The sequence below is a fragment of the Pseudomonas sp. GL_090 genome (assembly GCF_057837765.1).
On record NZ_CM174452.1, the window covers coordinates 2132689 to 2156325 of the forward strand.

Consider the following 23637-nt stretch of genomic DNA (forward strand, 5'->3'; position numbering starts at 1 on the left):
GGGGAGCGGCGCAGATCCAATGTGGGAGATCGTGGGCTGGATCGAGCGGGTCAGTGGGCAGCACATCTTCAGTTCCGATGTGTATTTCGTTAGCAACCTGCCGTCCGAGCTGCAAGGCGCGGATGTGGCGTTGATCTGCACGGCGGGCTTTGTCATGAGCTTCCTGGCCACGGTTTACCCGGCCTGGCGAGCGGCGAAGATCGAGCCGGCTCATGCGTTGAGATATTCGTAAACCTTTTGATCGCAATCGCTAGCAGGCTAGCTCCCACAGGGGGGAGCGGCGCAGATCCAATGTGGGAGATCGTGGGCTGGATCGAGCGGGTCAGCGGGCAGCACATCTTCAGTTCCGATGTGTACTTCGTCAGCAACCTGCCGTCTGAACTGCAAGGCGCGGATGTGGCGTTGATTTGCACGGCGGGCTTTGTCATGAGCTTCCTGGCCACGGTTTACCCGGCCTGGCGAGCGGCGAAGATCGAGCCGGCTCATGCGTTGAGATATTCGTAACCCTTTTGATCGCAATCGCTAGCAGGCTAGCTCCCACAGGGGGGAGCGGCGCAGATCCAATGTGGGAGCTAGCCTGCTGGCGATGAGGCCGGAACGGCTGGCCTCAATCCTTCTTGGGTAACTCGATCACAAACCGCGTCCACCCATTCTCCGATTCACAACGAATCTGCCCGCCATGGGCGCGGATGATCGACTGGGTGATGGCCAGCCCCAGTCCCGCATGTTCGCTACTGCCTTCACGACGCGCAGGATCGGCCCGGTAAAACCGGTCAAAAAGGCGCGGCAATAGATCTTCGGCAATCTGTTGGCCGGTGTTTTCAACGGTCAGGCGCAGTTCTTTCGACTGATCGACGATTCGCACCCGAACCTCGCCATCGGCCGGCGTGAACCGCAGCGCGTTGTCCAGCAGGTTCGACAACGCCCTGCGCAACATGCTGCGGTCACCTTCGATGCGGGCATTGCCGTCACGAGTCAGTTTTACCTGCGCGTCCTCGGCCAATGGCGCAAAGAACTCCAGCAGCAGATCCGCTTCCTCCGCCAGTTCCAGTGGTTCGCATTTGGGCATTAACAAACCGTGATCGGCTTTCGCCAGGTAGAGCATGTCGTTGACCAGTTGCGCCATCCATTGCAGCTCTTCGAGGTTGCTGTGCAAGGCTTCGCGGTAGTCCTCGATGGGGCGAGGGCGGGTGAGGGTGACCTGGGTGTGGGTCAGCAGGTTCGACAATGGCGTGCGCAGTTCATGGGCAATGTCGGCGGAGAACGCGGACAGGCGCTGAAACGAGTCGTCGAGGCGTCCGAGCATGGCGTTGAAGTTGTGGGCCATTTCCGCCAGCTCCGGCGGCATGTTTTCTTCAGGCAGCCGCGAGTTCAGCGATTGCGCGGAAACACCGCTGGCCACCGCGCTGATCCGCCGTAACGGGCGCAAGCCGCTGCGCGCCGCCCAGGCGCCCAGCAGTGCGGTGGCCAGGGCTGACAGGCCGACGGTCAGCCAGATCAAATGCTGCATGCGTTGCAGAAAGTGTTGGTGGTGGGTGATGTCCAGCAGCAGGGTCAGTTGCGGTGATTCGGGTCTGTCGGCGAAAAGCGGCGCATTCAGCACGCGGTAATCCGTGCCTTCATGGCTCACCGTCGACAATCCGGGTTGGCGCGGCAATGCCTGGGGAATGTTGGTCGAGCTGTCATACCAGCGCTGGCCGTCGCTGCCGGTGATTCGCAGGGGCAGGCCAGCTTGCCGACTCAATTCCTCGGCCAGTTTCACGCCACTGTCACTCGACTGAAGATCGTGCAGGGCCCGACGCAAGCCAATCAACTTGCCATCCAGCAGTTGCTGGTCGAGCTCAACGAAGTGCGCCTCGCTGGCGCGGCTGAACAGCACCCCGGCGAACAACGACACCACGGCGGTGCACGCCGCAAACAGCAGGGCCAGGCGGCTGCTCAGGGAGAGGCGGCGCATCAGGCGGAGCGCTCTTCGAGGACGTAGCCCATGCCGCGCACGGTGTGGATCAGCTTATTGGGGAATTCATCGTCGATCTTCAGGCGCAGGCGACGGATCGCCACCTCGATGACATTGGTGTCGCTGTCGAAATTCATATCCCAGACCTGGGACGCAATCAGCGACTTGGGCAGGACTTCGCCCTGACGGCGCAGGAGCATTTCCAGCAGGGCGAACTCCTTGGCGGTCAGGTCGATACGCTGGCCGCTGCGTTCGACCCGGCGACGGATCAGGTCCAGGCGCAAATCGGCCAATTGCAGGCTGGTTTCCTGAGGCGTGGCGCTGCCGCGACGCAAGAGGCTGCGGACCCGGGCCAACAGCTCGGAGAAGGCAAATGGCTTGACCAGATAGTCATCGGCACCCAGTTCGAGGCCGTAAACCCTGTCCTCCACGGCATCACGTGCGGTCAGAAAAAGTACCGGCGTGTCCAGGCCGGCGCTGCGCACCGCTTGCAGAATCTGCCAGCCATCACGACCCGGCAGCATCACATCGAGAATCAGCAGGGCATATTCGCCGCTTAAGGCCAATTGCTGACCGGTGTTGCCGTCGGCCACCAGTTCGGTGTTGAACCCGGCCTCGGCCAGGCCCTGGCGCAGGTAATGGCCGGTTTTCGGTTGGTCTTCGACGATCAGCAGTTTCATGGGCGACTCTTGGCAAGTGGAACGAACGCTTTATACCGTGGGAAGCATTGGCACAGGGCAACCTGACAAAGTTGTAATCTGCCTGTCAGGTTGCGGGCAGTGCCGGCAGTTTAGAGTTTTGCCCATGCTGAGCCTTATCTTGTTGGAGTATGACGATGTTTTTACGCAAATCCGTGGCGCAAATCCTGTGTTTGCTGGCGCTGAGCTCGCCGGTGTGGGCGGACGCCGGGCATGGCTACGATTTCGGTCAGCCAACCCCGGCGGCCAAGGCGACCCGCAGCGTCGAATTAGTCATGGGCGACATGTCCTTCACGCCGAAGGCTATCGACATCAAGGCCGGGGAAACCGTGCGTTTCGTGCTGGTCAATAAAGGCCAGTTGTTGCATGAGTTCAACCTGGGGGATGCGGCGATGCACGCCAAACACCAGCAGGAAATGTTGCAGATGCAACAGAGCGGCATGCTGACGCCCACCGGCATGAAGGCAATGGACCACGGCAACATGACCGGCATGGACCACGGCAAAATGGACCATGGCATGAAGCATGACGACCCCAACAGCGTGCTGGTGGAGCCGGGCAAGACCGCCGAGCTGACCTGGACCTTCAGCAAGGCCACCAACCTGGAATTTGCCTGCAACATCCCCGGCCATTACCAGGCCGGCATGGTCGGCAAAGTGACTGTCAGTCAGTAAGCACTCAAAGGCGGGAGCAAAGGCTGATAGAATCCGCTGATTCTTCAGTCAGGTTTCCGCCATGCATCCCGCAGCCGAACACTCGCCGCTGGGCAAGTCCAGCGAATACATCGCCACCTACACGCCGTCCTTGCTATTCCCGATCCCGCGCACCGCGAAGTGGGCGGAACTGGGCCTGACGGCGCAAACCCTGCCGTACAAAGGCGTGGACTTCTGGAACTGCTTCGAGCTGTCCTGGTTGCTGCCGTCGGGCAAGCCGGTGGTGGCGATCGGCGAATTCAGCATTCCGGCGGATTCGCCGAACATCATCGAATCGAAGTCGTTCAAGCTGTACCTCAACTCTCTGAACCAGACGCCGTTTGTCGATACCGCGAGCCTTGAGGCGACGCTGGCCAAGGACTTGTCGGCGGCTGCCGGCAAGCCGGTGGGCGTGCGCATTCGCAGCCTCAAGGATGTCGAGAGCGAAGGCGTCGTGGCCTTGCCGGGCGTGTGCATCGACGAGCTGGATATCAGCGTCAGCAACTACGAGCATCCACGGCCGGAACTGCTGCGTTGCGATGATTCGCGCATTGTCGAGGAGAGCGTGCACAGCCATTTGCTCAAGTCCAACTGCCCGGTCACCAGCCAGCCGGACTGGGGCAGCGTGGCGGTGGAGTACCGTGGTGCGGCGCTGGATCACGCAAGCCTGCTCGAGTATATCGTCAGCTTCCGCCAGCATTCGGATTTCCATGAACAATGTGTCGAGCGGATCTTCCTCGACCTGCAGCGGTTGCTCAAGCCCGAGAAACTGACGGTGTATGCGCGTTATGTGCGGCGTGGCGGGCTGGATATCAACCCGTACCGCAGCACTGAAGAGGTGCAGCTGCCGAACCATCGACTGGTCCGTCAATGAAGATCCAATTGTAGGAGCGAGCCTGCTCGCGATGGCTGAGTGTCAGGCAACATTGATGTTGGATGTGCCGGCCTCATCGCGAGCAGGCTCGCTCCTACAGGGGATTTGCATTGTCAGTCGTAGAAACGAAAAAGCCCTGCTATCGCCAGCAGGGCTTTTTTGCATCAGCAGGGTTCAGATCCCCATGTTGGCCAAGGCCTGCCCGATGTTGCGCAGGGTGCCGGCAAGGGTAGGGTGTTCGAGTTCGAAGCGTTCCACGGCCAGGTTGACGCCATCGGCGAGGCTGGAATCCTGGGTTTTGGTTTCGAGCTCAAGCTTCAACTCGATCTGTTGCATCAGTTCGTGTAGCTCGGCGCGTTCGGCTTCAGACAATGGAGGATTCTGTTCCAATTGCTCGCGCAGGGCATTGAGCTGTTCTTGCAGTTCGCGGGCAGGCATGGCGTTCTTCCTTCTTTTATCGATAGGCACTGGCATAGACCATGGCGGCACGCCAAGGCGGCGCGCCAAAGGTCGATGGCTGACCTTTAGATTAATCCACTCGCGCCCAACGTGCATGATCTCGATCAGGGCTTTTCGCCCTTGAGCCGACGCAAGTTGATATCCGCCAGGCAGGTGTCGAGTTCACCGAGGTGATCGATCACCGAATGTACGCCCAGACCGAACAGTTGCATCGTCGCCTTGGCGCGTTTGATGTCGCGCTCCTGCGGGGTCAAGGCTTGCCATTGCTCGGGCGCCAGGCCGCACAGCGAGCCGCAGGACGCCAGGCCGATGGTCCACAACCCGGCATTGAGCCCCGCTTGCAGCAAGCGGGGTTCGCCGCTCACCAGTACGCAGCCGTCGAGTCGTTCGACGTTCAGGGTCATCAAGGCTTGCCAGCAGGCATTCGGGGCGGGCCATGGTTGGTTTGTTGCTGGATGTTGCGAAGGTTTGATCCATTCCGGCAGCGCCGCGGCCAGGGATTGGCTGAGGACAGGGGGCAGTTCATCGAGCCAGGCGCAGGGGATTTGCTGGCGCTGCAAGCTGCGCAGGCTATCCAGTGCGCCGGGTGTGGCCTCGGCGTGTTCGGCCGAGTGGCTGCCGTGCCGGTGCGTGTGCGCGCCGAAATCCACCAGGCAGCCACTGAGGCCGAACAGGACGGCGGTCAGGCTGGGTGCGGTTTGGGGCAAGGCTTCGGCGAGCGGCATGTGGACGTCCCTGAAATAGCCAGAAGGCTAGTGGGCGCCGGTGACAGTTGAATGACATGGATGTAAATCCCTCACATTTGGCACGATTGTGTCTGTGTGGATCTCGTGCAAAGTGCGTTAAACGGTGTTTACGTCTTATACTTGCCCACTTATTGCCTGGGCCAAGTGCCCGAGCCGGTACAAACCAAGGAGTTTTTTTCTATGCGCTGGAGCAATCATCTAGCCAGGATTTGTGTATGCGCCAGTGCGATGCTGGTTCCGTTCGTTGCCCAGGCAGCCACGGAAGATGATCCTTGGGAAAGCGTCAACCGCCCGATTTACAAGTTCAACGACGTGATCGACACCTATGCGCTCAAACCCCTGGCCCAAGGCTACCAGTACGTGACGCCGCAGTTTGTCGAAGACGGCGTTCACAACTTCTTCCGCAACATCGGCGATGTGCGCAACCTGGCCAACGATATCCTGCAGGCCAAACCTCACGCCGCAGGCGTTGATACCGCACGAATCATTTTCAACACCACTTTCGGTTTGCTGGGCGTCATCGATGTCGGCACCAAAATGGGCCTGCAGCGCAATGACGAAGACTTCGGTCAGACGCTGGGCTACTGGGGGGTCGGCAGCGGCCCTTACCTGATGCTGCCGCTGCTGGGGCCAAGCACCTTGCGTGATGCGCCGTCCAAGTACGTCGACAGCTATACCGGTGCTTATCGTTATGTAAACGACGTGCCTGTGCGTAACTCGTTCTACGCGCTGGATATCGTCGATACCCGCGCCAACCTGCTGTCGAGCGAGAAGCTGATCACCGGCGACAAGTACACCTTCATCCGTAATGCGTACTTGCAGAACCGTGAATTCAAGGTGAAAGACGGTCAGGTCGAAGACGATTTCTGATCTCGACCGGTAAACTGAAAAAGGCGGCCATCAAGGCCGCCTTTTTTGTCTGTGAAGACCCCGCATGCGGATGAGGTCGCGCTTTTCGCTGTAGTCCCGAGCGGTTTGACTCATGGGTTCGAACCTTCCATTGGGTTACGGATTTGCCTGTTCTTATAACTCTCGGTGATTTGACAAATAAAGACGTCAAGCGACCATCGGCGTGAGCTTGAAACGCCCCGCGGATGGGAGTACCGTCTGCGCCTTAGAAGGGCACCTCTGGTGTACATGTGTGTAGGGCAAATGCCCGAAAGCGGTGCGACAGAGAGGCTAGAAAGCGAATCCAGTAGTCAGCGCCGGGCCAAAGTCCCCGCCTGCTACGCCAACCTAATTCTGGCGCCGTTTGCCCACATGCCAAAAACCAGTGCCACGCTGCTGATAATCGATGATGACGAAGTAGTGCGCGCGAGCCTCGCCGCCTATTTGGAAGACAGTGGTTTCAGCGTCTTGCAGGCCAGCAATGGTCAGCAGGGTCTTCAGGTATTCGAGCAAGACAAGCCCGACTTGGTCATCTGCGATCTGCGCATGCCGCAGATGGGCGGACTCGAACTCATTCGCCAGGTGACCGAGCTGTCGCCGCAAACCCCGGTGATCGTGGTGTCGGGTGCCGGCGTGATGAATGACGCGGTCGAAGCCCTGCGCCTGGGCGCGGCGGACTACCTGATCAAGCCTCTCGAAGATCTGGCCGTGCTCGAGCACTCCGTGCGCCGGGCCCTGGATCGTGCGCGCCTGCTGCTGGAGAACCAGCGCTACCGCGAGAAGCTGGAGAAGGCCAACCGCGAGCTCGAAGCCAGCCTGAACCTGCTCCAGGAGGACCAGAACGCCGGTCGCCAGGTGCAGATGAACATGCTGCCGGTCAGCCCCTGGACCATCGACGAGTTCAAGTTTGCTCACCAGATCATCCCGTCGCTGTACCTGTCGGGTGATTTCGTCGACTACTTCCGGGTCGACGAGCGCCGGGTCGCCTTTTACCTGGCGGATGTTTCCGGTCACGGCGCCTCTTCAGCCTTCGTCACCGTGCTGTTGAAGTTCATGACCACGCGCCTGCTGTTCGAATCCAAGCGCAGCGGCACCTTGCCGGAATTCAAGCCTTCAGAGGTTCTTGGTCATATCAACCGGGGCCTGATCAGTTGTAAGCTGGGAAAACACGTCACAATGGTCGGTGGAGTCATCGACGAGGAGACAGGTTTGTTGACCTATAGCATCGGTGGTCATCTGCCGTTGCCAGTGTTGTACACGCCAGACAGTGTTCGTTATCTGGAAGGGCGTGGTCTGCCGGTGGGCCTCTTCAACGAAGCCACCTACGAGGACCATGTGCTGGAACTGCCACCGACGTTCAGCCTGACGCTGATGTCTGATGGCATTCTGGATCTTTTGCCAGAACCCACACTCAAAGAAAAAGAGGCGGCGTTGCCCCAACGGGTCAAAGCTGCGGGCGGCACCCTGGATGGGTTGCGGCAGGTTTTTGGATTGGCCACGCTAGGGGAGATGCCGGATGATATCGCCCTGTTGGTGTTGAGCAGGAATCTTTGATGAGTACCGGTAGAATCCAGTTCGCCGAGCAGGATGGCACCTTCGTCCTGAAGTTCGTCGGTGAAGTTCGCCTGACCCTGTGTTCGGCGTTGGATGCGACTATTGAGCGGATCTTCAGCGCGTTGAACTTCAACGCGATCGTGATCGATCTGACCGAAACCCGCAGCATCGACAGCACGACGCTTGGCTTGCTGGCCAAACTGTCGATCCTGTCGCGGCAGAAGGTCGGCCTGCTGCCGACCGTCGTCACCACCCATGAAGACATCACCCGTCTGTTGCAGTCCATGGGCTTCGAGCAGGTGTTCAACATCGTTGATAAGCCGGTGCCGTGCCCGGAATGCCTGGACGACCTGCCAGATCAGGATCAGTCCGAAGAAGTGGTGCGGATCAAGGTGCTTGAAGCGCACAAGATCCTCATGGGGCTGAACGACACCAATCGTGAAGCCTTCCATGACCTGGTGAATGCGCTCGAACGCCACTGATCCCTTGTAGGAGCGAGCTTGCTCGCGATGGCGTCCTGACAGTCACCCAATACATACAAAAAAGGGCGAACCTGTGAAAGTTCGCCCTTTTTGCATTACTCCCGATCAGGTCACAGCTTGGCCTGCAACAACGCCTCGAGCTTCTCCTGATCCCGCGCGAATTGACGAATGCCTTCAGCCAGTTTTTCGGTTGCCATCGCGTCTTCGTTGGACAGCCAGCGGAACTGCGATTCGTTGAGGCTCAGGCGCGCTTCACCGGCATGGCCTGGCACCAGTTTGCGCTCCAGCTTGCCGGTGTCCGCGGCCAGCTTGTCGATCAGGTCCGGGCTGATGGTCAGCCGGTCGCAACCGGCCAGTTGTTCGATCTGACCCAGGTTGCGGAAGCTCGCCCCCATGACCACGGTCTTGTAGTCATTGGCCTTGTAGTAGTTGTAGATGCGCGTCACCGACTGCACGCCCGGATCATCCGCGCCGGTGTAGTCGTTGCCGTTGGCTTTCTTGTACCAGTCGTAGATACGACCCACGAACGGCGAAATCAGGAACACCCCGGCGTCGGCGCAGGCTGCCGCCTGGGCAAAGGAGAACAGCAGGGTCAGGTTGGTCTGGATGCCTTCCTTTTCCAGGATCTCGGCAGCGCGGATGCCTTCCCAGGTGGAGGCGATCTTGATCAGCACGCGGTCGCGGCCAATACCGGCCTTGTCGTACAGCTCGATCAGGCGATGGGCACGCTTGAGCATGGCGTCGGTGTCGAACGACAGGCGCGCATCCACTTCGGTGGAAATGCGGCCCGGGATCACTTTCAGGATTTCTTGCCCCACGGCCACGCCAAAGCGGTCGCTGGCCAGGCCCACATCGCCCTTGCAGTCATGGACGCAGGCATTCAGCAGCTCGGCATACGCAGGAATGGCCGCGGCCTTGAGCAACAGGGAAGGGTTGGTGGTGGCGTCCACGGGTTTAACGCGAGCGATAGCGTCGAAGTCGCCGGTGTCGGCAACCACGGTGGTCATTTGTTTGAGTTGTTCCAGCTTGGAAGTCATGGGCGTGCTCTGTCCTATGGGTCTGATGACATTACCCGAGCGCTGACAGCCACTCAAGGGCGTGTACGTGTATCGACGGCCCCTGCGGCAACAACCTGAAAACAATTGTTTGAAAGGCGGGGCCTGGTATCGATGAATACGATGCCAAAACGCGGCACAGGTTCCAGGCAACTGACCGTCAGCATCCCGTGGACGTATGTCCTACTGCGAATTCAATTGGGTAGAGGCCGCCATTTTCGCCGGTTTCGCCTGGCCGTCGGAGGTCAGCAAACCGAAGTTTTGCTCCCGATCATTGCTGCCCGTTTCACTGTTTTTCCACTCGTAAATCGATGTCAGCGGGATGTCGAGCCTCTTGACGTCGGCGATGAAGGTGCTGATTTTGCTGGCCTGCGCTTCGATCCCGCCGTTTGAGCTGAGTGAGGGTACGCCCCACTCACTGATGACCCCCGGTAGATGGAAGTTTTGCTGAATAAACGCCTGGGTCTTGCTGATCTGCGCGCCGGACATGCCATAGGGGTGATAAGAGATCGCACTCAGGCAATGGGGGTACTCACTGACGATTTTGTTCAATGCCAATGCCGATGTCGTGCCGGCACTCGGTGCCCGGGCGAAGCCAAAGCCGATCAGCGGCGTCGATTGCGGTTTGTCCTGCAGCGACTTGCACACGGCACTCATGAACGGAACAAAGGTCGTGTCGAGATTTCGGGTTGGCCAGTACTTCGCCAGGTCCGGTTCGTTCCATATTTCAATCGCGACGAGCTGCGCGGCGTATGACTTCTCCAGCCCCTTCACCGAACTGGCGAACGATTCGCCCGCGGCAACGAGTTCGCTGGTGTTGTCAGGGGTGGAGGTCAGCGCCTTGGTCGAGCGTACGGTCATCAGTACCGGCAGATCGGCGGATTTGGCCGCGGCGAAGGCATCGCTGAGCTGCTTTTGATACGCCGCGCCGCCCAGGCTGTTGGTCCAGACGCCAAAGCGCACGAATCCGAAGCCCGCGGCCTTGATCTGCTCGGCGTCGGTGGGGGAGAAGGTCTGGATCTTCACCTGGACACCGATGGTTTTGTTGGCGGCAAGTACGGGGAACACGTCACTGGCGTCAACCTGACTGGCTGCACCCAGCATTAACAGGGTTGAGGCAGTGAGCCGTTTGAAACGTGCTGATTTCATGCCTGCTCTCCTGGCGGGTAATGACATTTTCCAATCGTTGACTTGTTACTTTTATTTCGATGCTCGCGAGGGTGCGAAGTGCACGAATGTTATTTTTTGTCAGGTAGTGAGTTCCGAAAAATCACAGTTATTTTTGGTCCGGTAATTCTGGTTGGGTGGCTTTTGGGGGCTGTGGTACTTAATGCACTTGTATTAACAGGGCGAATCTATTTCTCAGTGCCGCAAGGTCTTGTGGGTTCACTAAAGCCCACTCGAAATGTTGGCATATTGATATTACACGGGAAAGTAACCTTGTTCAGAAAGATCCTTGTCGTCTGCGTGGGCAATATCTGCCGAAGTCCGACAGCAGAAACTTTGCTGCGTAACGCGCTGGCCCCTTCAGCGATCACGGTGACCTCGGCGGGCCTTGCCGCGCGGGTTGGCGAGGCCATGGAACCGTCGGCCCTCCAGGTTCTGGAAGATCACGGGCACAACGCCCAGGGGTTTAAGGCGCGGCAAATTACACCGGACATCGTCAATGAATCAGACTTGATTCTGGTCATGGAAAAAGAGCATGTAAAACAAGTACTGAAGATTGCCTCTCATGCCAGGGGCAAAGTTTTTCTGCTCGGCAAGTGGCAGAGCGAGCGAGAAATACAGGATCCGTATCGTCAAGGAAAGGCCGCCTTTATTCATGCCCATGCATTGATTGAAGATGCTGTTAGCTCATGGGCGCAGCGCCTCGGACATTGATGAATATTCTTCAGATCAGTGAATGGTAAGAACAGACTTATGCAGTTACCGTCAGTAATCGGCACCCGTGACAACGATCAAGACAGTATTGATCTTCTCGGCATATTTGGCAGTTTGATCGACCAGAAGTGGTTGATCGGCGCGCTCACCGGTGCCTTCATGGCGACCGGCGTTGCCTATGCGGTTTTGGCGACTCCCGTGTACCTGGCGAACGCGCTGGTGCAGGTCGAACCGAAGAAGAACGACATGCTCGGGTTTTCCGATCTCAACAGCATGCTCGGCGGGCAATCGCCGTCGGTGACCGAAATCGGCATCATCAAGTCCCGCGCGGTGATCGGCAAAACGGTCGATGATCTTCGCCTTGATATCGACGTCACCCCCAACACCTTCCCGCTCATTGGCGGTTTTCTCGCCCGACGTTATCGCGGCGAGACCGAGTTCAGTGTAGCGGCGCCGCGTTTGGGCCTGAACAGCTACGCCTGGGGCGGTGAGCGCCTGGAGATCAATCGGCTCAATCTGCCGAAAGCACTGCTGGGCAAGAAACTCACGCTGATCGCCGGCGAGCAGCATCGATTCCGGTTGTTCGATGAAAACGACAACTTGCTGGTCGAGGGCGTCGCTGGCGAAGCGTTCAAACAGGACGAAGTAGAGGGGCAGATCGCTCAGCTGTCGGCGAACCCTGGCACCCGCTTCGAAGTGGTGCGTAATCCACGGATCGTGACCATCCAGAGTTACCAGGATGCGCTGGATATCTCCGAGCAAGGCAAGGAGTCGGGGATTATTCGTCTGGCCCTGGCCAGCACCGACGCGGCCGAGGCGGTGAAAATCCTCAATAAAATCGCTTCGTTGTATGTGCAGCAGAACGTGCAACGCACGTCGGCGGAAGCGGCGCAGAGCCTGGCGTTCCTGCAAGGCCAGTTGCCGCAGGTCAAACGCGACCTGGCCAAGGCCAGCGACGCGCTCAACGGTTATCAAACCCGTGGCAAGACGGTCAACATTTCCCTCGAAACCCAATCGGTGCTCGAACAGGTCGTCAGTCTGGACACCCGTATCTCCGAACTGAAAATGCAACAGGCGGAGATGGATCGCAAGTTCACCAGGCAGCATCCGGCGTATCGCGCGCTGATGACCCAGATCGGCGAATTGACCCAGCAGCAGAAGGCGCTGGAGAGCAAGGCCCAGGACCTGCCTGCGACGCAACAGGAACTGCTGAACCTGACCCGCGACGTGGAAGTGGCATCGCAGATCTACACGCAACTGCTGAACAAATCCCAGGAGCTGGACATCGTCCGGGCAGGGGCTGTGGGCAACGTGCGATTGGTCGACAGTGCGGATGTCGACCTGACCAGCCCGGTCAAACCGAAAAAAGCCTTGATCGTTCTGATTGCCACCTTCCTCGGTGCCTTTTTCGGGGTGGCGCTGGTGTTGCTGCGCAAGTCCCTGAGCCGGGACCTGGAAGGTCCGGAGGCCATCGAGCAACTCGGTTTGCCGGTGTACGCGTCGATTCCATACAGCGCGCTGCAACAGGAAGAGGACAGTAAAAAAGTTCGTGCCAAGGACGGGACGGACAAGCCGGCGTATCTGTTGGCCTTGCGTAACCCGACGGACCTGTCCATCGAGTCGATCCGCAGTTTGCGCACGTGCCTGCACTTTGCGGGGCTGGATTCGACCAATAACCGGATCATGATTTCCGGCCCTAGCCCGCAGGTCGGCAAGACCTTTGTCTCTTCCAACCTCGCGGCAGTCATGGCGCTAAGCGGGCAGCGGGTCGTACTGATCGATGCCGACATGCGCAAAGGCCATCTGCACAAGACGCTGGACACACCGATCACCAATGGCTTGTCGGACCTCTTGGTCAAGCGCTGCAGCATCGAGCAGGCGATCAATAAAGTCGAAATCGACAACTTGCATTTCATCAGTCGCGGGCAGGTCCCGCCCAATCCTTCCGAGCTGCTGATGCACGCCAACTTTCGTGAGCTGCTGGCGCAACTCAGCGAGCGGTATGACGTGGTGATCATCGACACGCCACCGCTGCTGGCGGTGACGGATGCGGCGATTGTCGGACGCGATGCGGGGATCAGCCTGATTGTCACGCGCTTCGGGGTCAACCCGGCCAAAGAGATCGAGCTGACGATTCGTCGATTCGCCCAGAACGGCATCGAGTTGAAGGGCGCGGTGTTCAACGGCGTCGAGAAGCGCGCGGCCAGTTACGGTACTGGCGGCTATTACAACTACGAATACGCGTCCGACAAATCCTGAGTGTCAGTGATTGTCCTTTCATGTTTGAAGTGGGTGAGTTGTGAAAAAAATACTGCACGTGGCAGAGACGATCAAAGGTGGCGTCGCGACGGTGATCCGCACGATTTCGGCATCGCCCGAAGGCGACGCGGCAAACTATGAGCTGGTCTATCTGGTCCCGCAGGATCAGGAAAAGGAATTGCACGGGATTGCCGGGCATCAGATCCGCACCTTCGCCCGGACCGGGCGCAATGTGCCGTCGTTGCTGCGCTTCGCCTGGCGACTGACCCAGGTGATGCTCAAGGAAAAACCCGACGTCGTGCATTTGCACAGCACCTTTTCCGGCGTTATCGGGCGTTGCGTGTGCGTAATGTTGCGACCCTGGCGCAAGCCGAAGATCGTCTACTGCCCCCATGCCTTTTCGTTCCTGATGGAAAGCTCACCGATCAAGCAAAAAGCCTACGCGTGGATCGAGCGGGTATTGCAGAAGGTCACCGACGTGATCATCTGCGTCAGCCAGTACGAGCTCGACAAAGCCGCGCGGTTCGGCATTGAGCGCAAGCGCATGAAGCTGATCTACAACGGCATTCATCGTAAGGATGACGCGCCGAAAGCCAGCAGTCCCGAGCCGATTCATCTGCTCTTCGTCGGCCGTCTCGATTATCAGAAAGGCTTCGACGTGTTGCTCAAGGCTTTCGCCAAAGTCCAGCGCAGTGACCTGAAACTGACGGTGGTGGGCAGTGCCGTGAACGAGGGTTCGGTCGAGTGCCCGCCGATGGAAGGGGTTGAATACCTGCCGTGGGTGACGCCGGACGAAGTCCAGGCGCTGTACCGCAAAGCCGATGCGCTGATCGTCCCGAGTCGCTGGGAAGGCTTTGCCATGGTGCCGCTCGAAGGCATGGCCATGGGCTTGCCGGTGATTGCCAGCAACTGCACGTCGCTGCCCGAACTGGTTACCAACGAGGTGTCCGGCTACGTCTTCCCCAGCGGGGATCACCAGGCGCTGGCCGATGTGCTGACAAAAATCCAGAAGCCGCGGTTGCTCGACCTTGGCAGCGAAGGGCGCAGCATCGTCCGCGAGCGCTTCAGCGCCGCGTTGATGATCCGCCAGACCTATGACCTGTATCGCGCCCCCACTTTTTAAGTAGAACTCAAGCATATGAACGTAACGATTTTGCATGGCTACAGTGCGTCCAACTCCGGTGACGGTCTGCTCGTGGATCTGGCCATTGCCCTGGTGCAGCGAAACTTTGGTGACGACACCTCGATCAGTGTCGTGGCCTCCGATCCAGAGTCCTTCAGTTACTTGCCGCACCCGTGTTTTGACGCGCCGGTCATGGCGGCCAAGGGGCTGGGGCGGGTCAAGCAGGCGGTGTTCCTCAACCAGTCCTACGCCGGTCTCGCTGATCTGTTGAAGAAAACCGATTTGATCGTCGGCGTCGGTGGCGGCTACATGCGCTCCAAAAGCGCGTTTGAACACATCAAGTTGAAACTGGGGCACGCCAAGCAACTGGAAACGGCGATCCTCAGCAAAGTGCCGTCGGTGTACCTGCCGCAAAGCATCGGGCCGTTCCACGGTGAGAGCAGCAAGATCGTCGAGCATTACGCCAGCGCCGATGCGGTGTTCGTGCGTGACAATCGCTCATCGGCGATTTTCGATGCTTGTGAAAATGTTTACCGCGCGCCGGATCTGGCGGTGCAGTCATTGGCCAGCAAAATCCTCATGCAGCCCAAGTTCACCCGTTGCGCGTCATCGCCGGCAACGGTGTGCGTGGTGCTGCGCAAGCCGCCGGAATGGAGCAAGGAAAAGAAGGTCGCCTACGTGGCCAACTTGAAGTTGCTGCTGCAGCGCTTGAAGAATAAAAGCAAAGTGGTTTGCGCGGTCCAGAGCGCCGTTCGCGGCAACGATGACGGTGCGTTCTATCGCGAATTGGGCATTACCGAAGACCTGCTGCCATTGAAAGCGACGTTGGCCAAGTATCAGCCGGACCTGGTGATTTCCGTGCGCCTGCACGGCGCCATCGAATCGCTGCTGTCCGGCGTTCCGGCGTATCACATCAGCTATGAGCGCAAAGGCTTCGGCGCCTATCAGGACATGGGCGTGGAAGACTGGGTGATCAACGGTGGCGATATCGATGTCGACACCATCATCAATACGGTCTACGCACCGAACGCCTTGTCCAGTTTCGGCAAACGCCTGACTGACACGTGCCGCGAGATCGAGGCAAAAACCGTGGCCATGGACGACATCATCAAAGGTATCGTTCGATGATATTTCGGCTACTGCTTCGCGGCGGGGCATTGGGCGCGAAGTTTTTGCTGGTGCTGGCGATCACCCATTTCCTCGGGTATGAGGCGCTGGGCTTTTACGGCGTGGTGGTCGCCGCCTCGTTGATTGCGTCGAAGTTCTACAGCGTTGGCTTCAGTTCCGAAATCAATCGGTTGATCAGCGTCGGTGGCAGTTCGCGACGGGTCGTCGACAAGGTCCTGCTGCTGTACCTGGCCGTGGGGCTGTTGTTGTCGGTGGCGACGGTGTTGGTTTATTCGCTGTTCCAGGCAGTCGAGGCAACGACCACGCTGATCCTCTGCGTGACCCTGGTTTTGCTCACCGAACACCTGTCGTTCGAAATCAACTCCTTCGTGTTTTCCGCGCAGAAAGCCACGGCCGGCGCGCTGTTGTTTTTCATCAAGACCGGCCTCTGGGCGCTGTTGGCGGTGGGCGGGATGATGCTCGGCTGGGTGTCCGGGATCGCCAGTGTGCTGTGGTTGTGGGTTGTGGCCAACGTGCTGGTGATCGTCGCCGGTTACCTGATTGTGGTGAACGTGCACAAGGGCCGGGTGAGCGGGACGCTGGCCACGGCAACCGTGTGGAAGGCCGGGTTGCCGTTCTATCTCGGCACAGGCTTGATCGCGTTGAGTCAGTACGTCGAGCGCTTTCTGATCATCGACATCGAACCCTACGCCAGCCTTGGTAAATACGTGTACGCCTGGTCGGCGGCCAATACCTTGCAGGCACTGTCCTATGCGGTGGTGGCGGTGGTCGGCATTCCAGTGCTCGCCAAGCGTTTTCAGGCTGATCAACAGCCGTTCACCGTCCGGCAATTGTTCGTGAACAAATGGGTCATGCGCTCGCTGGTGGTGTCCGCTGCGGTGGCGGTGCTGATTTATCTGTTCTTCAATGTCGTGCTCGATTACGTCGCCACGAGCGTTCCTCGCCCGGACAACGCGATCCTCGGCGTGCTGATTTTTTCCTTTGCCCTGCGTGCCATTGGCGACATCGTATGGGGCGGTCTGATTGCCTCGAAGAACAGCCGGGTGTCACTGGCCAGCGCGGCGATCTGCTTGCTGGTTTCGGTGCCCGTCAGCTACGTGCTGATCAAGCACTATTCGATTTATGGCGCTGCCTGGGGCAACGTCTTTGCGATCATCGTGCAGCTCGGCGTGATTGCCGTGTTGACCCGTGTGACCCGGCCGAAAGGGGCTTTGGCATGGGGTTGAAGCTGCCGTGCATCGAGTTTCGCGGCAAGAAACTCGATTCCTCGATTTCGTTCCTGATCCTGTTTACCGGGTTGTTCCTGTCGGTGGCCATGCCGCTGTTGATCCCCCGCGATCCAGGTCCGGATGCCATGACCTTGTGGTCGTCCTACGCCCGTGCCGACAACTGTAATTTCTGGAACCCGTTCTCGCCGGATCGCTCTTCCTATGAGTGTTCGGCGTTCCTGCTGCGGCCCACCGGGATCAATCTGACCAATGCCTGGGCCTACGGCATGTTCTGCAATTTTTTCCTCACGGCGATTCCGGTGGTGGTCTTCCGGCGCATGCCGCTGGCGATTTTCGGCACGCTGTGTCTGTGGGGCATCGTTCGCTCGTTTTTCCTTGAAAACCTGACCAAGGAAATCATTGTGTCGGTGGCGGTGTTGAGTATTTTGCTCAGCTCGTTGACGCGTAAATATCGCGGCGGATTTTTCTTCTCGGCGGTGATCTACGGCGTGCTGATCCGCCCCTACTGGATTCTGTTTTCGCTGTCCTGGGTCGGCGTCTGCGTGATGAAGAAGTATGTCTCGCGCTTCACCTTCTTCCTGATGCTGTTCCTGTTCTACCTGGCGGTCGCCATGGCGATCCAGGTGGCGCTCGGGTTTCCGGTGTCGTCGATTCGCGCGAGTAACAACGAACTGCGCACGGCGGGTGAGGAGGGTTCCAAGTCGCTGATCGTCTCGTGGCTCAGCGGCAGCGACTTTGTCTCGCAGGCGCTGGACTCGATGATCATTTTCTTTCGGCTGTCGTTCCCGGTGGAGCTGATTCTGCTGTCGGGGCCGGGCCAGGTGATCTTCGTGGCGTTGATGATCATGACCGCGTTGCTGCTGTTCAAGGTCATCACCTCGACCGATTACAAAGGCGCACCGATCCAGACCAAACCCAAGGAACTGATCGCGATTCCGCTGGCGTTCCTGCTGGTTCAAGGCCTGTTCGAGCCGGACTTCGGCTCCTTTGCCCGGCACTTTTCGATGGTGGTGCCGGTGTTGTTCGTCGGCCTGGGATTGATGTTGCGGGCCAACAAGCCGGCGCAGGTTGAATCAAGAATTCTGAATTGAGGCAGGTGCTTTATGTCGAGCAAGAAAAAGTCCCTGGAGATCGAAACCCTGCGTGGCCTGGCGTGCCTGCTGCTGGTGCTCTATCACGTGATCGGTCCGTTGGGCGGCGGCTTGAAAATAGACCTGGGCTCGCCGTTCCGGGTGATCGCCGACTCGATGGTGTATGTGCGCATGCCGCTGTTCACCTTTATCTCCGGCTACATCTACTCCATCTACAAAATCCGCGGCAATGACTTTTCGGCGTTCTTCTCTGGCAAGGTGCGACGGCTGATCGTGCCGCTGTTCTGCGTGGGTGTGCCGTTCTCGGTGTTGCAGGCGGTGGGGCCGGGTGTGAACAAGGACGTCGGCGTGATCGATGCGTTGTTGTCGTTCTGGGTGCCGGTCAACCACTTCTGGTTTTTGCAGGCGGTGTTCATCATTTTCATGTTCGTCGGCTTGCTCGAGTGGCGTGGTTTGCTGCGTTCGGCGACGCGCTTGTACCTGCTGTTTGCCTTTGCGGCAGGGGTGTTTCTGCTGCCGCCGTTCAAGCTCGATGCGTTCGGTATTAATGGCGCGATCTACCTGCTGCCGTTTTTTGTGGCGGGGATGATTGGCCAGGAAAATGTCGATGCGTTGAAGCAGCGGTTCAAGGTGATCGGGCCGTTGGTGTTTGTGCTGATCTCGCTGACGCTGCTGTACGTGGCGGCGATTGATCGCGAGTTGATCGTCGACCGCCGCAGCCTGATCGGTTTGATCGTGGGTTGCGTGTCCTGCATTGCGTTGCTGTCCAGTGACATGCGCTCGAAGTGGCTGACCTGGCTCGGTGGGTATTCCTATGGGATTTTCCTGTTCCATGTGTTGTTTGCCGCCACTTCGCGGTTTGTCCTGGGGCGTTTGGGCGTGAAGGACGAAAGCCTTCTGGTGCTCGGTGGCTTGGCGTGTGGCTTGCTGGGGCCGGTGGTTCTATCGATGGTTTTCAGTCGATTCAACTTCACCTCCGTGTTGTTCCTGGGGGAGCGCGCGGCGGCTAAAAAACAGCCGGCAAACGTCGGCCCGGTGCCACAAACCCGATGATTGTCCGAGTGAAGGAAGCGATGCATGTTGGCAGTCGATGACGTCCAGCCTGTTGCGGTGTCAGTGGTTGAGGTCGGTGACGCTCGCGAACGGTTTGGCCAGTGGCGCGAAGGGAAGGCGGGGAAGGTCCTGTCCATCTCGGTGATCGGCGACAGCTACAGCGCCGGACAGGATTTCTATCTGAACAAGCTGGTGCAGCGGCTGGCCGGGGAGGCGGGTTTCGCCGGCCCCGGCTATGTCGGCTTCAACCACGGCGCGGCACTGGGCGGCACGCACTTCAAATACACCCGCAGCAGCGAAAAGTACTTCGGCGGTGACTGGCAGGTGTCCGCCCTTGGCCAGGTCAGCCCCGACAGTCGCACCCTTACCGGTCGGCCCGGCGCCTGGCTGGAGATCGATGCCAGCCCGACACCGGCCATCAACACGGCTGTCACCCAAGCGAAATTGCTCTACCTCGGTAATGGCGAGCCCAATGAGGTTCGCTACCGCTTTGCGCCGTCAGACACCTGGCAGCCATTGACGCTCGCAGGCTCAGGGGTTCAGGAACTGCCACTGCCAGGCACATCGGCAGCGACAGACTGGGCGTTCCGGCTGGAAGTGGTGAAAGGCGCGCCAACGCTCTTCGGCCTGTGGATGAGCAACGAACAGGACGGCGTGCGGGTATCCAAACTCGCGGCGTCCGGTGCGGCGTCCGCAGATTTCTACCGCAGTGATGACCGTTGGCAGGCGCAGTGGAAGGCGGTGGTGTCGAAGATTCCCGCCGACATCTACCTGATCATGCTGGGTGGCAACGACCAGGGTTTTGGCGTGAAACCCGAGCAGTACCTGAAGAACATTCAAGGTTTGGTGGGGATGGTCCGCGAGATTCAGCCGGCGGCGAGCATCAACCTGATCGTGCGTCAGGACACGACGCGCTCCAGTGCTTACCCGATGTCGGCCTATGCGCAAGTCCTGGAGCCCTGGGCACGCAAGGAACACCTCGGTTACGCCAATCTGCAGTGCGCGTTTGGTACCGACTTCAAGCGTTATGCCGCCACCATGATCGGCCCGGACAAGATTCATCCTCTCCCGGAGTCGGGAGGGCGCGTGATCGCCGATTTCTTTTATCGTCTGATCGTCGGTGGCAATACCGGGGTATCAGCACAGGACACCTGTAGGAGCGAGCTTGCTCGCGATGGTCGTCAACGATAATGCGCGAATCCTGAAGACCTGCGGTGTCATTGAGTTTTTCGCGAGCAATCGAGCGTCGACCGGCTGCTCCTACAGGGCAGCTGATTCGAAGTGATCCAGTTGACTCAGCAGCTCTGCAGTTTTAAGCGGCATCAGTTGCGTAGCACAACGGGTCTCCACGTTGATGATGATGGCCGGGTCGTTGCAGCAAATGCGCACCCGGAATCGCCAGTCGCTGAAAATCACTTTCAGCCCATCGCGGTCATCGATTTCCAGCGCCTGCCCGCGGTAAAGCCTTTTCAGATGAGCGAGGAGGGGATAGGGGTCGAGCATCGGCCGGCGGATGTCTCCGGAAGAGGGAAACATACCGATCCGTTCCACCAGCAGAGTGGGGCCGAGCCAGGATTCGTTGGCGCTCGGCAACCGCTGATGTCGTGATAACGAGGCCATCACCCCGAGGTTGCCCACCTCCATTTCAATGTATGCCGAGAGTTTTTCAATGTTCATGGTTGGCCTGCCTGAATGAAGAGTGGGCGTCGGGTGTTGGAGCCGTCTTAGCGGCCCTTCAAGTACACGTTTTCGTAGCAGAAGTTGGTCGCCTGCAAGTAACCCTCGGCGTCGCCGCAATCGAAGCGCAAACCCTTGAACTTGTAGGCCAGCACACAGCCGTTCTGCGCCTGTTTCATCAACGCGTCGGTGATCTGGATTTCCCCGCCTTTACCCGGTTCGGTGTCGGCGATCAGGTCAAAGATATCCGGCGTCAGAATGTAGCGGCCGATGATCGCCAGGTTCGACGGGGCGTCCTGCGGGGCCGGTTTTTCCACCATGTTGTTGACCCGGTAGATCCCGTCGGAGATCGGCTCGCCGGCAATCACGCCGTACTTGTGGGTCTGGTCGCGGGGGACTTCCTGGATGGCCACGATCGAGCAGCGGAATTTCTTGTAGAGCTGGATCATTTGGGTGAGGACACCATCACCTTCCAGGTTCAGGCACAGGTCATCGGCCAGTACCACGGCGAAGGGTTCGTCGCCGATCAGCGGGCGGCCACTGAGAATGGCGTGGCCCAGGCCTTTCATTTCCACCTGGCGGGTGTAGGAGAAGGTGCAGGTGTCGATGAGCTCGCGGGTTCCGGCCAGGAACTTCTCTTTCTCGGTGCCGCGAATCTGGTGCTCCAGCTCATAGCTGATGTCGAAGTGGTCTTCCAGCGCGCGCTTGCCCCGCCCGGTGACGATCGCCATGTGTTGCAGGCCGGCGTCCCGTGCTTCTTCAACGGCGTACTCGATCAATGGCTTGTTGACGATCGGCAGCATTTCCTTGGGCATGGCTTTGGTCGCCGGCAGGAAACGAGTGCCATAGCCGGCAGCGGGGAACAAACATTTACGAATCATAAAAATATCCTGGACAGTCATGGAACACAGCCAACGGGTGCGCGCAATAACGAGTGATTGCAAGTTTCAATGTTTATTGAAGGCTTACTTTAATACCTGAGTATGGCCACTAGTGGCAAATAGCAATGTGCGGATAACGCAACAATGTTATGAGATGTCGGGTTGATAGTTGTTGGTTATTTTTAGTCGGTATCTGTTGATAGTGGTGAGTGCGTCGGAATGCTAATAAGTATTCCGCAATACAGTTTGGCCTGAAAAAATATTTATTGCCAGTCGTTGAACTAATTTTGTTTTTGGTTGTTGTCGCTCTTGTTTGTGTGGTGCAGCACACACCTTTAACAAGAGGGGCTTGACACGCAACTTCGCACTTTTCCCACTATGGACCGCGCTATGAAAATTCTGGTAACGGGTGGAGCTGGATACATCGGTTCGCACACCACGCTCGCACTGCTTGAAGCAGGCTATGAAGTTGTTGTGCTGGATAATCTTTGCAACAGCAGCGACGCGGCCTTGCACGCGGTGGAAGCCATTTGCGGCAAGAGTGCGCTGATGATTCGCGGCGATGTTTGCGACCGGGCCTTGCTGGACCGGATTTTCCAGCAGCATGCCATCGATGCCGTCCTGCATTTTGCCGGTCTCAAGGCCGTGGGCGAGAGCGTGCGCAAGCCCCTTGAGTATTACGAGACCAACGTCAGCGGCAGCATCACGCTGTGTCAGGCGATGGCCGCTGCGGGGGTGTTTCGCCTGGTGTTCAGTTCGTCGGCCACGGTATACGGCGAGCCAGAGCAGATGCCGATCCGCGAGGATTTCCCCACGGGCATCCCGACCAATCCCTACGGTCAATCCAAGTTGATCGTCGAGAATGTGCTGCGCGACCTGGCCTTGGCCGAGCCGCGCTGGAGCATCGCGCTGTTGCGTTACTTCAACCCGATCGGGGCGCATGACAGCGGCCATCTGGGCGAAGACCCGAGTGGCATTCCGAATAACCTGGTGCCCTACATCAGCCAGGTGGCGGTTGGCAGCCTGCAAGAGTTGTCGATCTTCGGCAACGATTACCCCACGGTCGACGGCACCGGGGTACGCGACTACATCCACGTCGTGGACCTGGCGGACGGTCATCTCAAGGCCTTGCAGTCCATCGCCGGGCGCACCGGCATTCATACCTGGAACCTGGGCACGGGCGATGGTTACAGCGTGTTGCAAGTGCTGCGGGCGTTCGAGCAGGCGTGCGGTCAGGCGGTGCCCTATCGAATGATGCCGCGTCGCTCGGGCGATATCGCCGAGAGCTGGGCCGACCCTTCCAAGGCGGAGAAAGAGCTGGGCTGGAAGGCCACGCGCAACTTGCAGGACATGGTCACGGATACCTGGCGCTGGCAATCGAATCACCCCAAAGGCTATCTGGGATGATGGCGTTTTAGCCTAATGTTATTTCTGGTCAGGTTGTTAGATATCGTCGGGAAAATACACTGGCCATGCCTTTTGCAAGCCCGTAGATATAAACCTGCCGTTCGACTTTTATCAGTTGGGTAAGACTGTGAAAGAACAACGGATCTTGTTCGCACTTTTCGCGGACTTGAACTCTACCACCTCTAACGTAATGCCCGATTTCGATCGGGTTGAATGTTAGAAAGGAGTTGATATGAAGAAAGTGATGGCAATTGCCCTGTTGACGATGTTGAGCAACTGGGCGTCTGCGGTAGAAGCGCCGCTTACAACTGCGACCAATGTATTGGGTAACGTGGCGGCGACTCAAGCCACTGCAGCCAGTACTGCAATGGTCGCCAGTGCTGTAGCGGCGTCCAACAGTGGTGGAAGTGCAAACGGCGGTACGACGGGTACGACAGGTACCACGGGTACAACCGGTACGCACAACTAACTGAAACACCTGTTGGTGCAGTACAAGGTCGCCC

The 23637-nt window shown here is 58.6% G+C and carries 23 protein-coding genes and 2 pseudogenes; 17 read left to right on the forward strand and 8 right to left on the reverse strand.

Translation table 11 applies throughout. The features are described from left to right. Positions 1–25: 25 nt before the first annotated feature. Together AC3ITA_RS09510 and AC3ITA_RS09515 are read left to right on the forward strand one after the other, a co-directional pair. A pseudogene (locus AC3ITA_RS09510) lies at positions 26–232 on the forward strand (lipoprotein-releasing system transmembrane subunit LolC); the annotation flags it as partial. A 65-nt stretch (positions 233–297) separates the two neighbouring features. Continuing rightward, a pseudogene (locus tag AC3ITA_RS09515) lies at positions 298–504 on the forward strand (lipoprotein-releasing system transmembrane subunit LolC); the annotation flags it as partial. 103 nt (positions 505–607) lie between these two features. On the opposite strand, the gene AC3ITA_RS09520 reads toward AC3ITA_RS09515, so the two are convergent. Both AC3ITA_RS09520 and AC3ITA_RS09525 read right to left on the reverse strand, forming a co-directional pair. After that, positions 608–1957 (reverse strand): heavy metal sensor histidine kinase, encoded by a 1350-nt coding sequence (locus AC3ITA_RS09520; RefSeq protein ID WP_489280086.1) that lies wholly within the window; start codon positions 1955–1957, stop codon positions 608–610. Then, a complete protein-coding gene (locus AC3ITA_RS09525) occupies positions 1957–2637 on the reverse strand; it encodes a heavy metal response regulator transcription factor (protein WP_489280088.1) in 681 nt (226 codons plus the stop codon). Before AC3ITA_RS09525 ends, AC3ITA_RS09520 begins: the two co-directional genes overlap by 1 nt. Positions 2638–2792: 155 nt before the next feature. Between AC3ITA_RS09525 and copI the strand changes: the two genes are divergently transcribed. Beyond that, positions 2793–3329 (forward strand): copper-resistant cuproprotein CopI, encoded by a 537-nt coding sequence (copI, locus tag AC3ITA_RS09530; protein ID WP_489280090.1) that lies wholly within the window; start codon positions 2793–2795, stop codon positions 3327–3329. A 61-nt stretch (positions 3330–3390) separates the two neighbouring features. Beyond that, the gene (gene queF, locus AC3ITA_RS09535) at positions 3391–4221 is read left to right on the forward strand and encodes an NADPH-dependent 7-cyano-7-deazaguanine reductase QueF (RefSeq protein WP_095943319.1); all 831 of its coding nucleotides are present in this window, start codon (positions 3391–3393) and stop codon (positions 4219–4221) included. 174 nt (positions 4222–4395) lie between these two features. Here queF and AC3ITA_RS09540 read toward each other — a convergent pair whose 3' ends face one another. Both AC3ITA_RS09540 and pcrP read right to left on the reverse strand, forming a co-directional pair. After that, complete coding sequence (locus AC3ITA_RS09540; RefSeq protein WP_008053327.1) at positions 4396–4659, reverse strand: DUF4404 family protein; 264 nt, start codon at positions 4657–4659, stop codon at positions 4396–4398. Between the two features lie 125 nt (positions 4660–4784). After that, positions 4785–5405, reverse strand: a complete 621-nt coding sequence (gene pcrP, locus AC3ITA_RS09545; RefSeq protein WP_095943320.1) for an HAD superfamily inactivated hydrolase PcrP — start codon at positions 5403–5405, stop codon at positions 4785–4787. A gap of 201 nt (positions 5406–5606) precedes the next feature. Between pcrP and AC3ITA_RS09550 the strand changes: the two genes are divergently transcribed. The 3 genes from AC3ITA_RS09550 to rssC all read left to right on the forward strand — a co-directional run bounded on the left by AC3ITA_RS09550 (position 5607) and on the right by rssC (position 8350). After that, positions 5607–6296: an MlaA family lipoprotein gene (locus tag AC3ITA_RS09550; protein WP_095943321.1), complete on the forward strand. Its 690-nt coding sequence runs from the start codon at positions 5607–5609 to the stop codon at positions 6294–6296. A 390-nt stretch (positions 6297–6686) separates the two neighbouring features. Continuing rightward, complete coding sequence (gene rssB / locus AC3ITA_RS09555; protein WP_032829882.1) at positions 6687–7868, forward strand: two-component system response regulator RssB; 1182 nt, start codon at positions 6687–6689, stop codon at positions 7866–7868. Continuing rightward, positions 7868–8350 carry an anti-sigma factor antagonist RssC gene (rssC, locus tag AC3ITA_RS09560; protein ID WP_007978612.1) on the forward strand — a complete coding sequence of 161 codons (483 nt, stop codon included), beginning with the start codon at positions 7868–7870 and terminating at the stop codon, positions 8348–8350. The genes rssB and rssC overlap by 1 nt, the downstream gene beginning before the upstream one ends. Positions 8351–8460: 110 nt before the next feature. On the opposite strand, the gene tal is transcribed toward rssC, so the two are convergent. Next, positions 8461–9387 (reverse strand): transaldolase, encoded by a 927-nt coding sequence (gene tal / locus AC3ITA_RS09565; RefSeq protein ID WP_095943322.1) that lies wholly within the window; start codon positions 9385–9387, stop codon positions 8461–8463. A 201-nt stretch (positions 9388–9588) separates the two neighbouring features. Then, positions 9589–10554, reverse strand: coding sequence for a glycosyl hydrolase family 5 (locus AC3ITA_RS09570; RefSeq protein ID WP_489280095.1), 966 nt, complete (start codon positions 10552–10554; stop codon positions 9589–9591). A 291-nt stretch (positions 10555–10845) separates the two neighbouring features. Between AC3ITA_RS09570 and AC3ITA_RS09575 the strand changes: the two genes are divergently transcribed. The 8 genes from AC3ITA_RS09575 to AC3ITA_RS09610 are packed head-to-tail and all read left to right on the forward strand — an operon-like array spanning position 10846 to position 20360. Further along, positions 10846–11286 (forward strand): low molecular weight protein-tyrosine-phosphatase, encoded by a 441-nt coding sequence (locus AC3ITA_RS09575; protein WP_046038070.1) that lies wholly within the window; start codon positions 10846–10848, stop codon positions 11284–11286. A gap of 39 nt (positions 11287–11325) precedes the next feature. Next, positions 11326–13545, forward strand: coding sequence for a polysaccharide biosynthesis tyrosine autokinase (locus tag AC3ITA_RS09580; RefSeq protein ID WP_489280096.1), 2220 nt, complete (start codon positions 11326–11328; stop codon positions 13543–13545). A gap of 40 nt (positions 13546–13585) precedes the next feature. Further along, positions 13586–14668 carry a glycosyltransferase family 4 protein gene (locus tag AC3ITA_RS09585; RefSeq protein WP_095943325.1) on the forward strand — a complete coding sequence of 361 codons (1083 nt, stop codon included), beginning with the start codon at positions 13586–13588 and terminating at the stop codon, positions 14666–14668. A gap of 15 nt (positions 14669–14683) precedes the next feature. After that, positions 14684–15796, forward strand: coding sequence for a polysaccharide pyruvyl transferase family protein (locus tag AC3ITA_RS09590; RefSeq protein ID WP_489280097.1), 1113 nt, complete (start codon positions 14684–14686; stop codon positions 15794–15796). Then, a complete protein-coding gene (locus AC3ITA_RS09595) occupies positions 15793–17022 on the forward strand; it encodes an MATE family efflux transporter (protein ID WP_095943327.1) in 1230 nt (409 codons plus the stop codon). The genes AC3ITA_RS09590 and AC3ITA_RS09595 overlap by 4 nt, the downstream gene beginning before the upstream one ends. Continuing rightward, positions 17013–18116, forward strand: coding sequence for a hypothetical protein (locus AC3ITA_RS09600; protein WP_095943328.1), 1104 nt, complete (start codon positions 17013–17015; stop codon positions 18114–18116). The genes AC3ITA_RS09595 and AC3ITA_RS09600 overlap by 10 nt, the downstream gene beginning before the upstream one ends. 12 nt (positions 18117–18128) lie before the next feature. Beyond that, positions 18129–19169, forward strand: coding sequence for an acyltransferase family protein (locus AC3ITA_RS09605; RefSeq protein WP_095943329.1), 1041 nt, complete (start codon positions 18129–18131; stop codon positions 19167–19169). 24 nt (positions 19170–19193) lie between these two features. Continuing rightward, complete coding sequence (locus tag AC3ITA_RS09610; RefSeq protein ID WP_489280099.1) at positions 19194–20360, forward strand: SGNH/GDSL hydrolase family protein; 1167 nt, start codon at positions 19194–19196, stop codon at positions 20358–20360. A gap of 69 nt (positions 20361–20429) precedes the next feature. On the opposite strand, the gene AC3ITA_RS09615 is transcribed toward AC3ITA_RS09610, so the two are convergent. After that, entirely contained in the window at positions 20430–20846 is a 417-nt protein-coding gene (locus AC3ITA_RS09615; RefSeq protein WP_414927968.1) for a mannose-1-phosphate guanylyltransferase, read from the reverse strand. A gap of 47 nt (positions 20847–20893) precedes the next feature. Then, positions 20894–21727 carry a UTP--glucose-1-phosphate uridylyltransferase GalU gene (gene galU / locus AC3ITA_RS09620; RefSeq protein ID WP_046038087.1) on the reverse strand — a complete coding sequence of 278 codons (834 nt, stop codon included), beginning with the start codon at positions 21725–21727 and terminating at the stop codon, positions 20894–20896. A gap of 390 nt (positions 21728–22117) precedes the next feature. On the opposite strand from galU, the gene galE reads away from it, so the two are divergent. Both galE and AC3ITA_RS09630 read left to right on the forward strand, forming a co-directional pair. After that, positions 22118–23134 carry a UDP-glucose 4-epimerase GalE gene (gene galE, locus AC3ITA_RS09625; protein ID WP_095943332.1) on the forward strand — a complete coding sequence of 339 codons (1017 nt, stop codon included), beginning with the start codon at positions 22118–22120 and terminating at the stop codon, positions 23132–23134. A 232-nt stretch (positions 23135–23366) separates the two neighbouring features. Beyond that, entirely contained in the window at positions 23367–23603 is a 237-nt protein-coding gene (locus AC3ITA_RS09630; RefSeq protein WP_046038091.1) for a hypothetical protein, read from the forward strand. Positions 23604–23637: the final 34 nt, after the last annotated feature.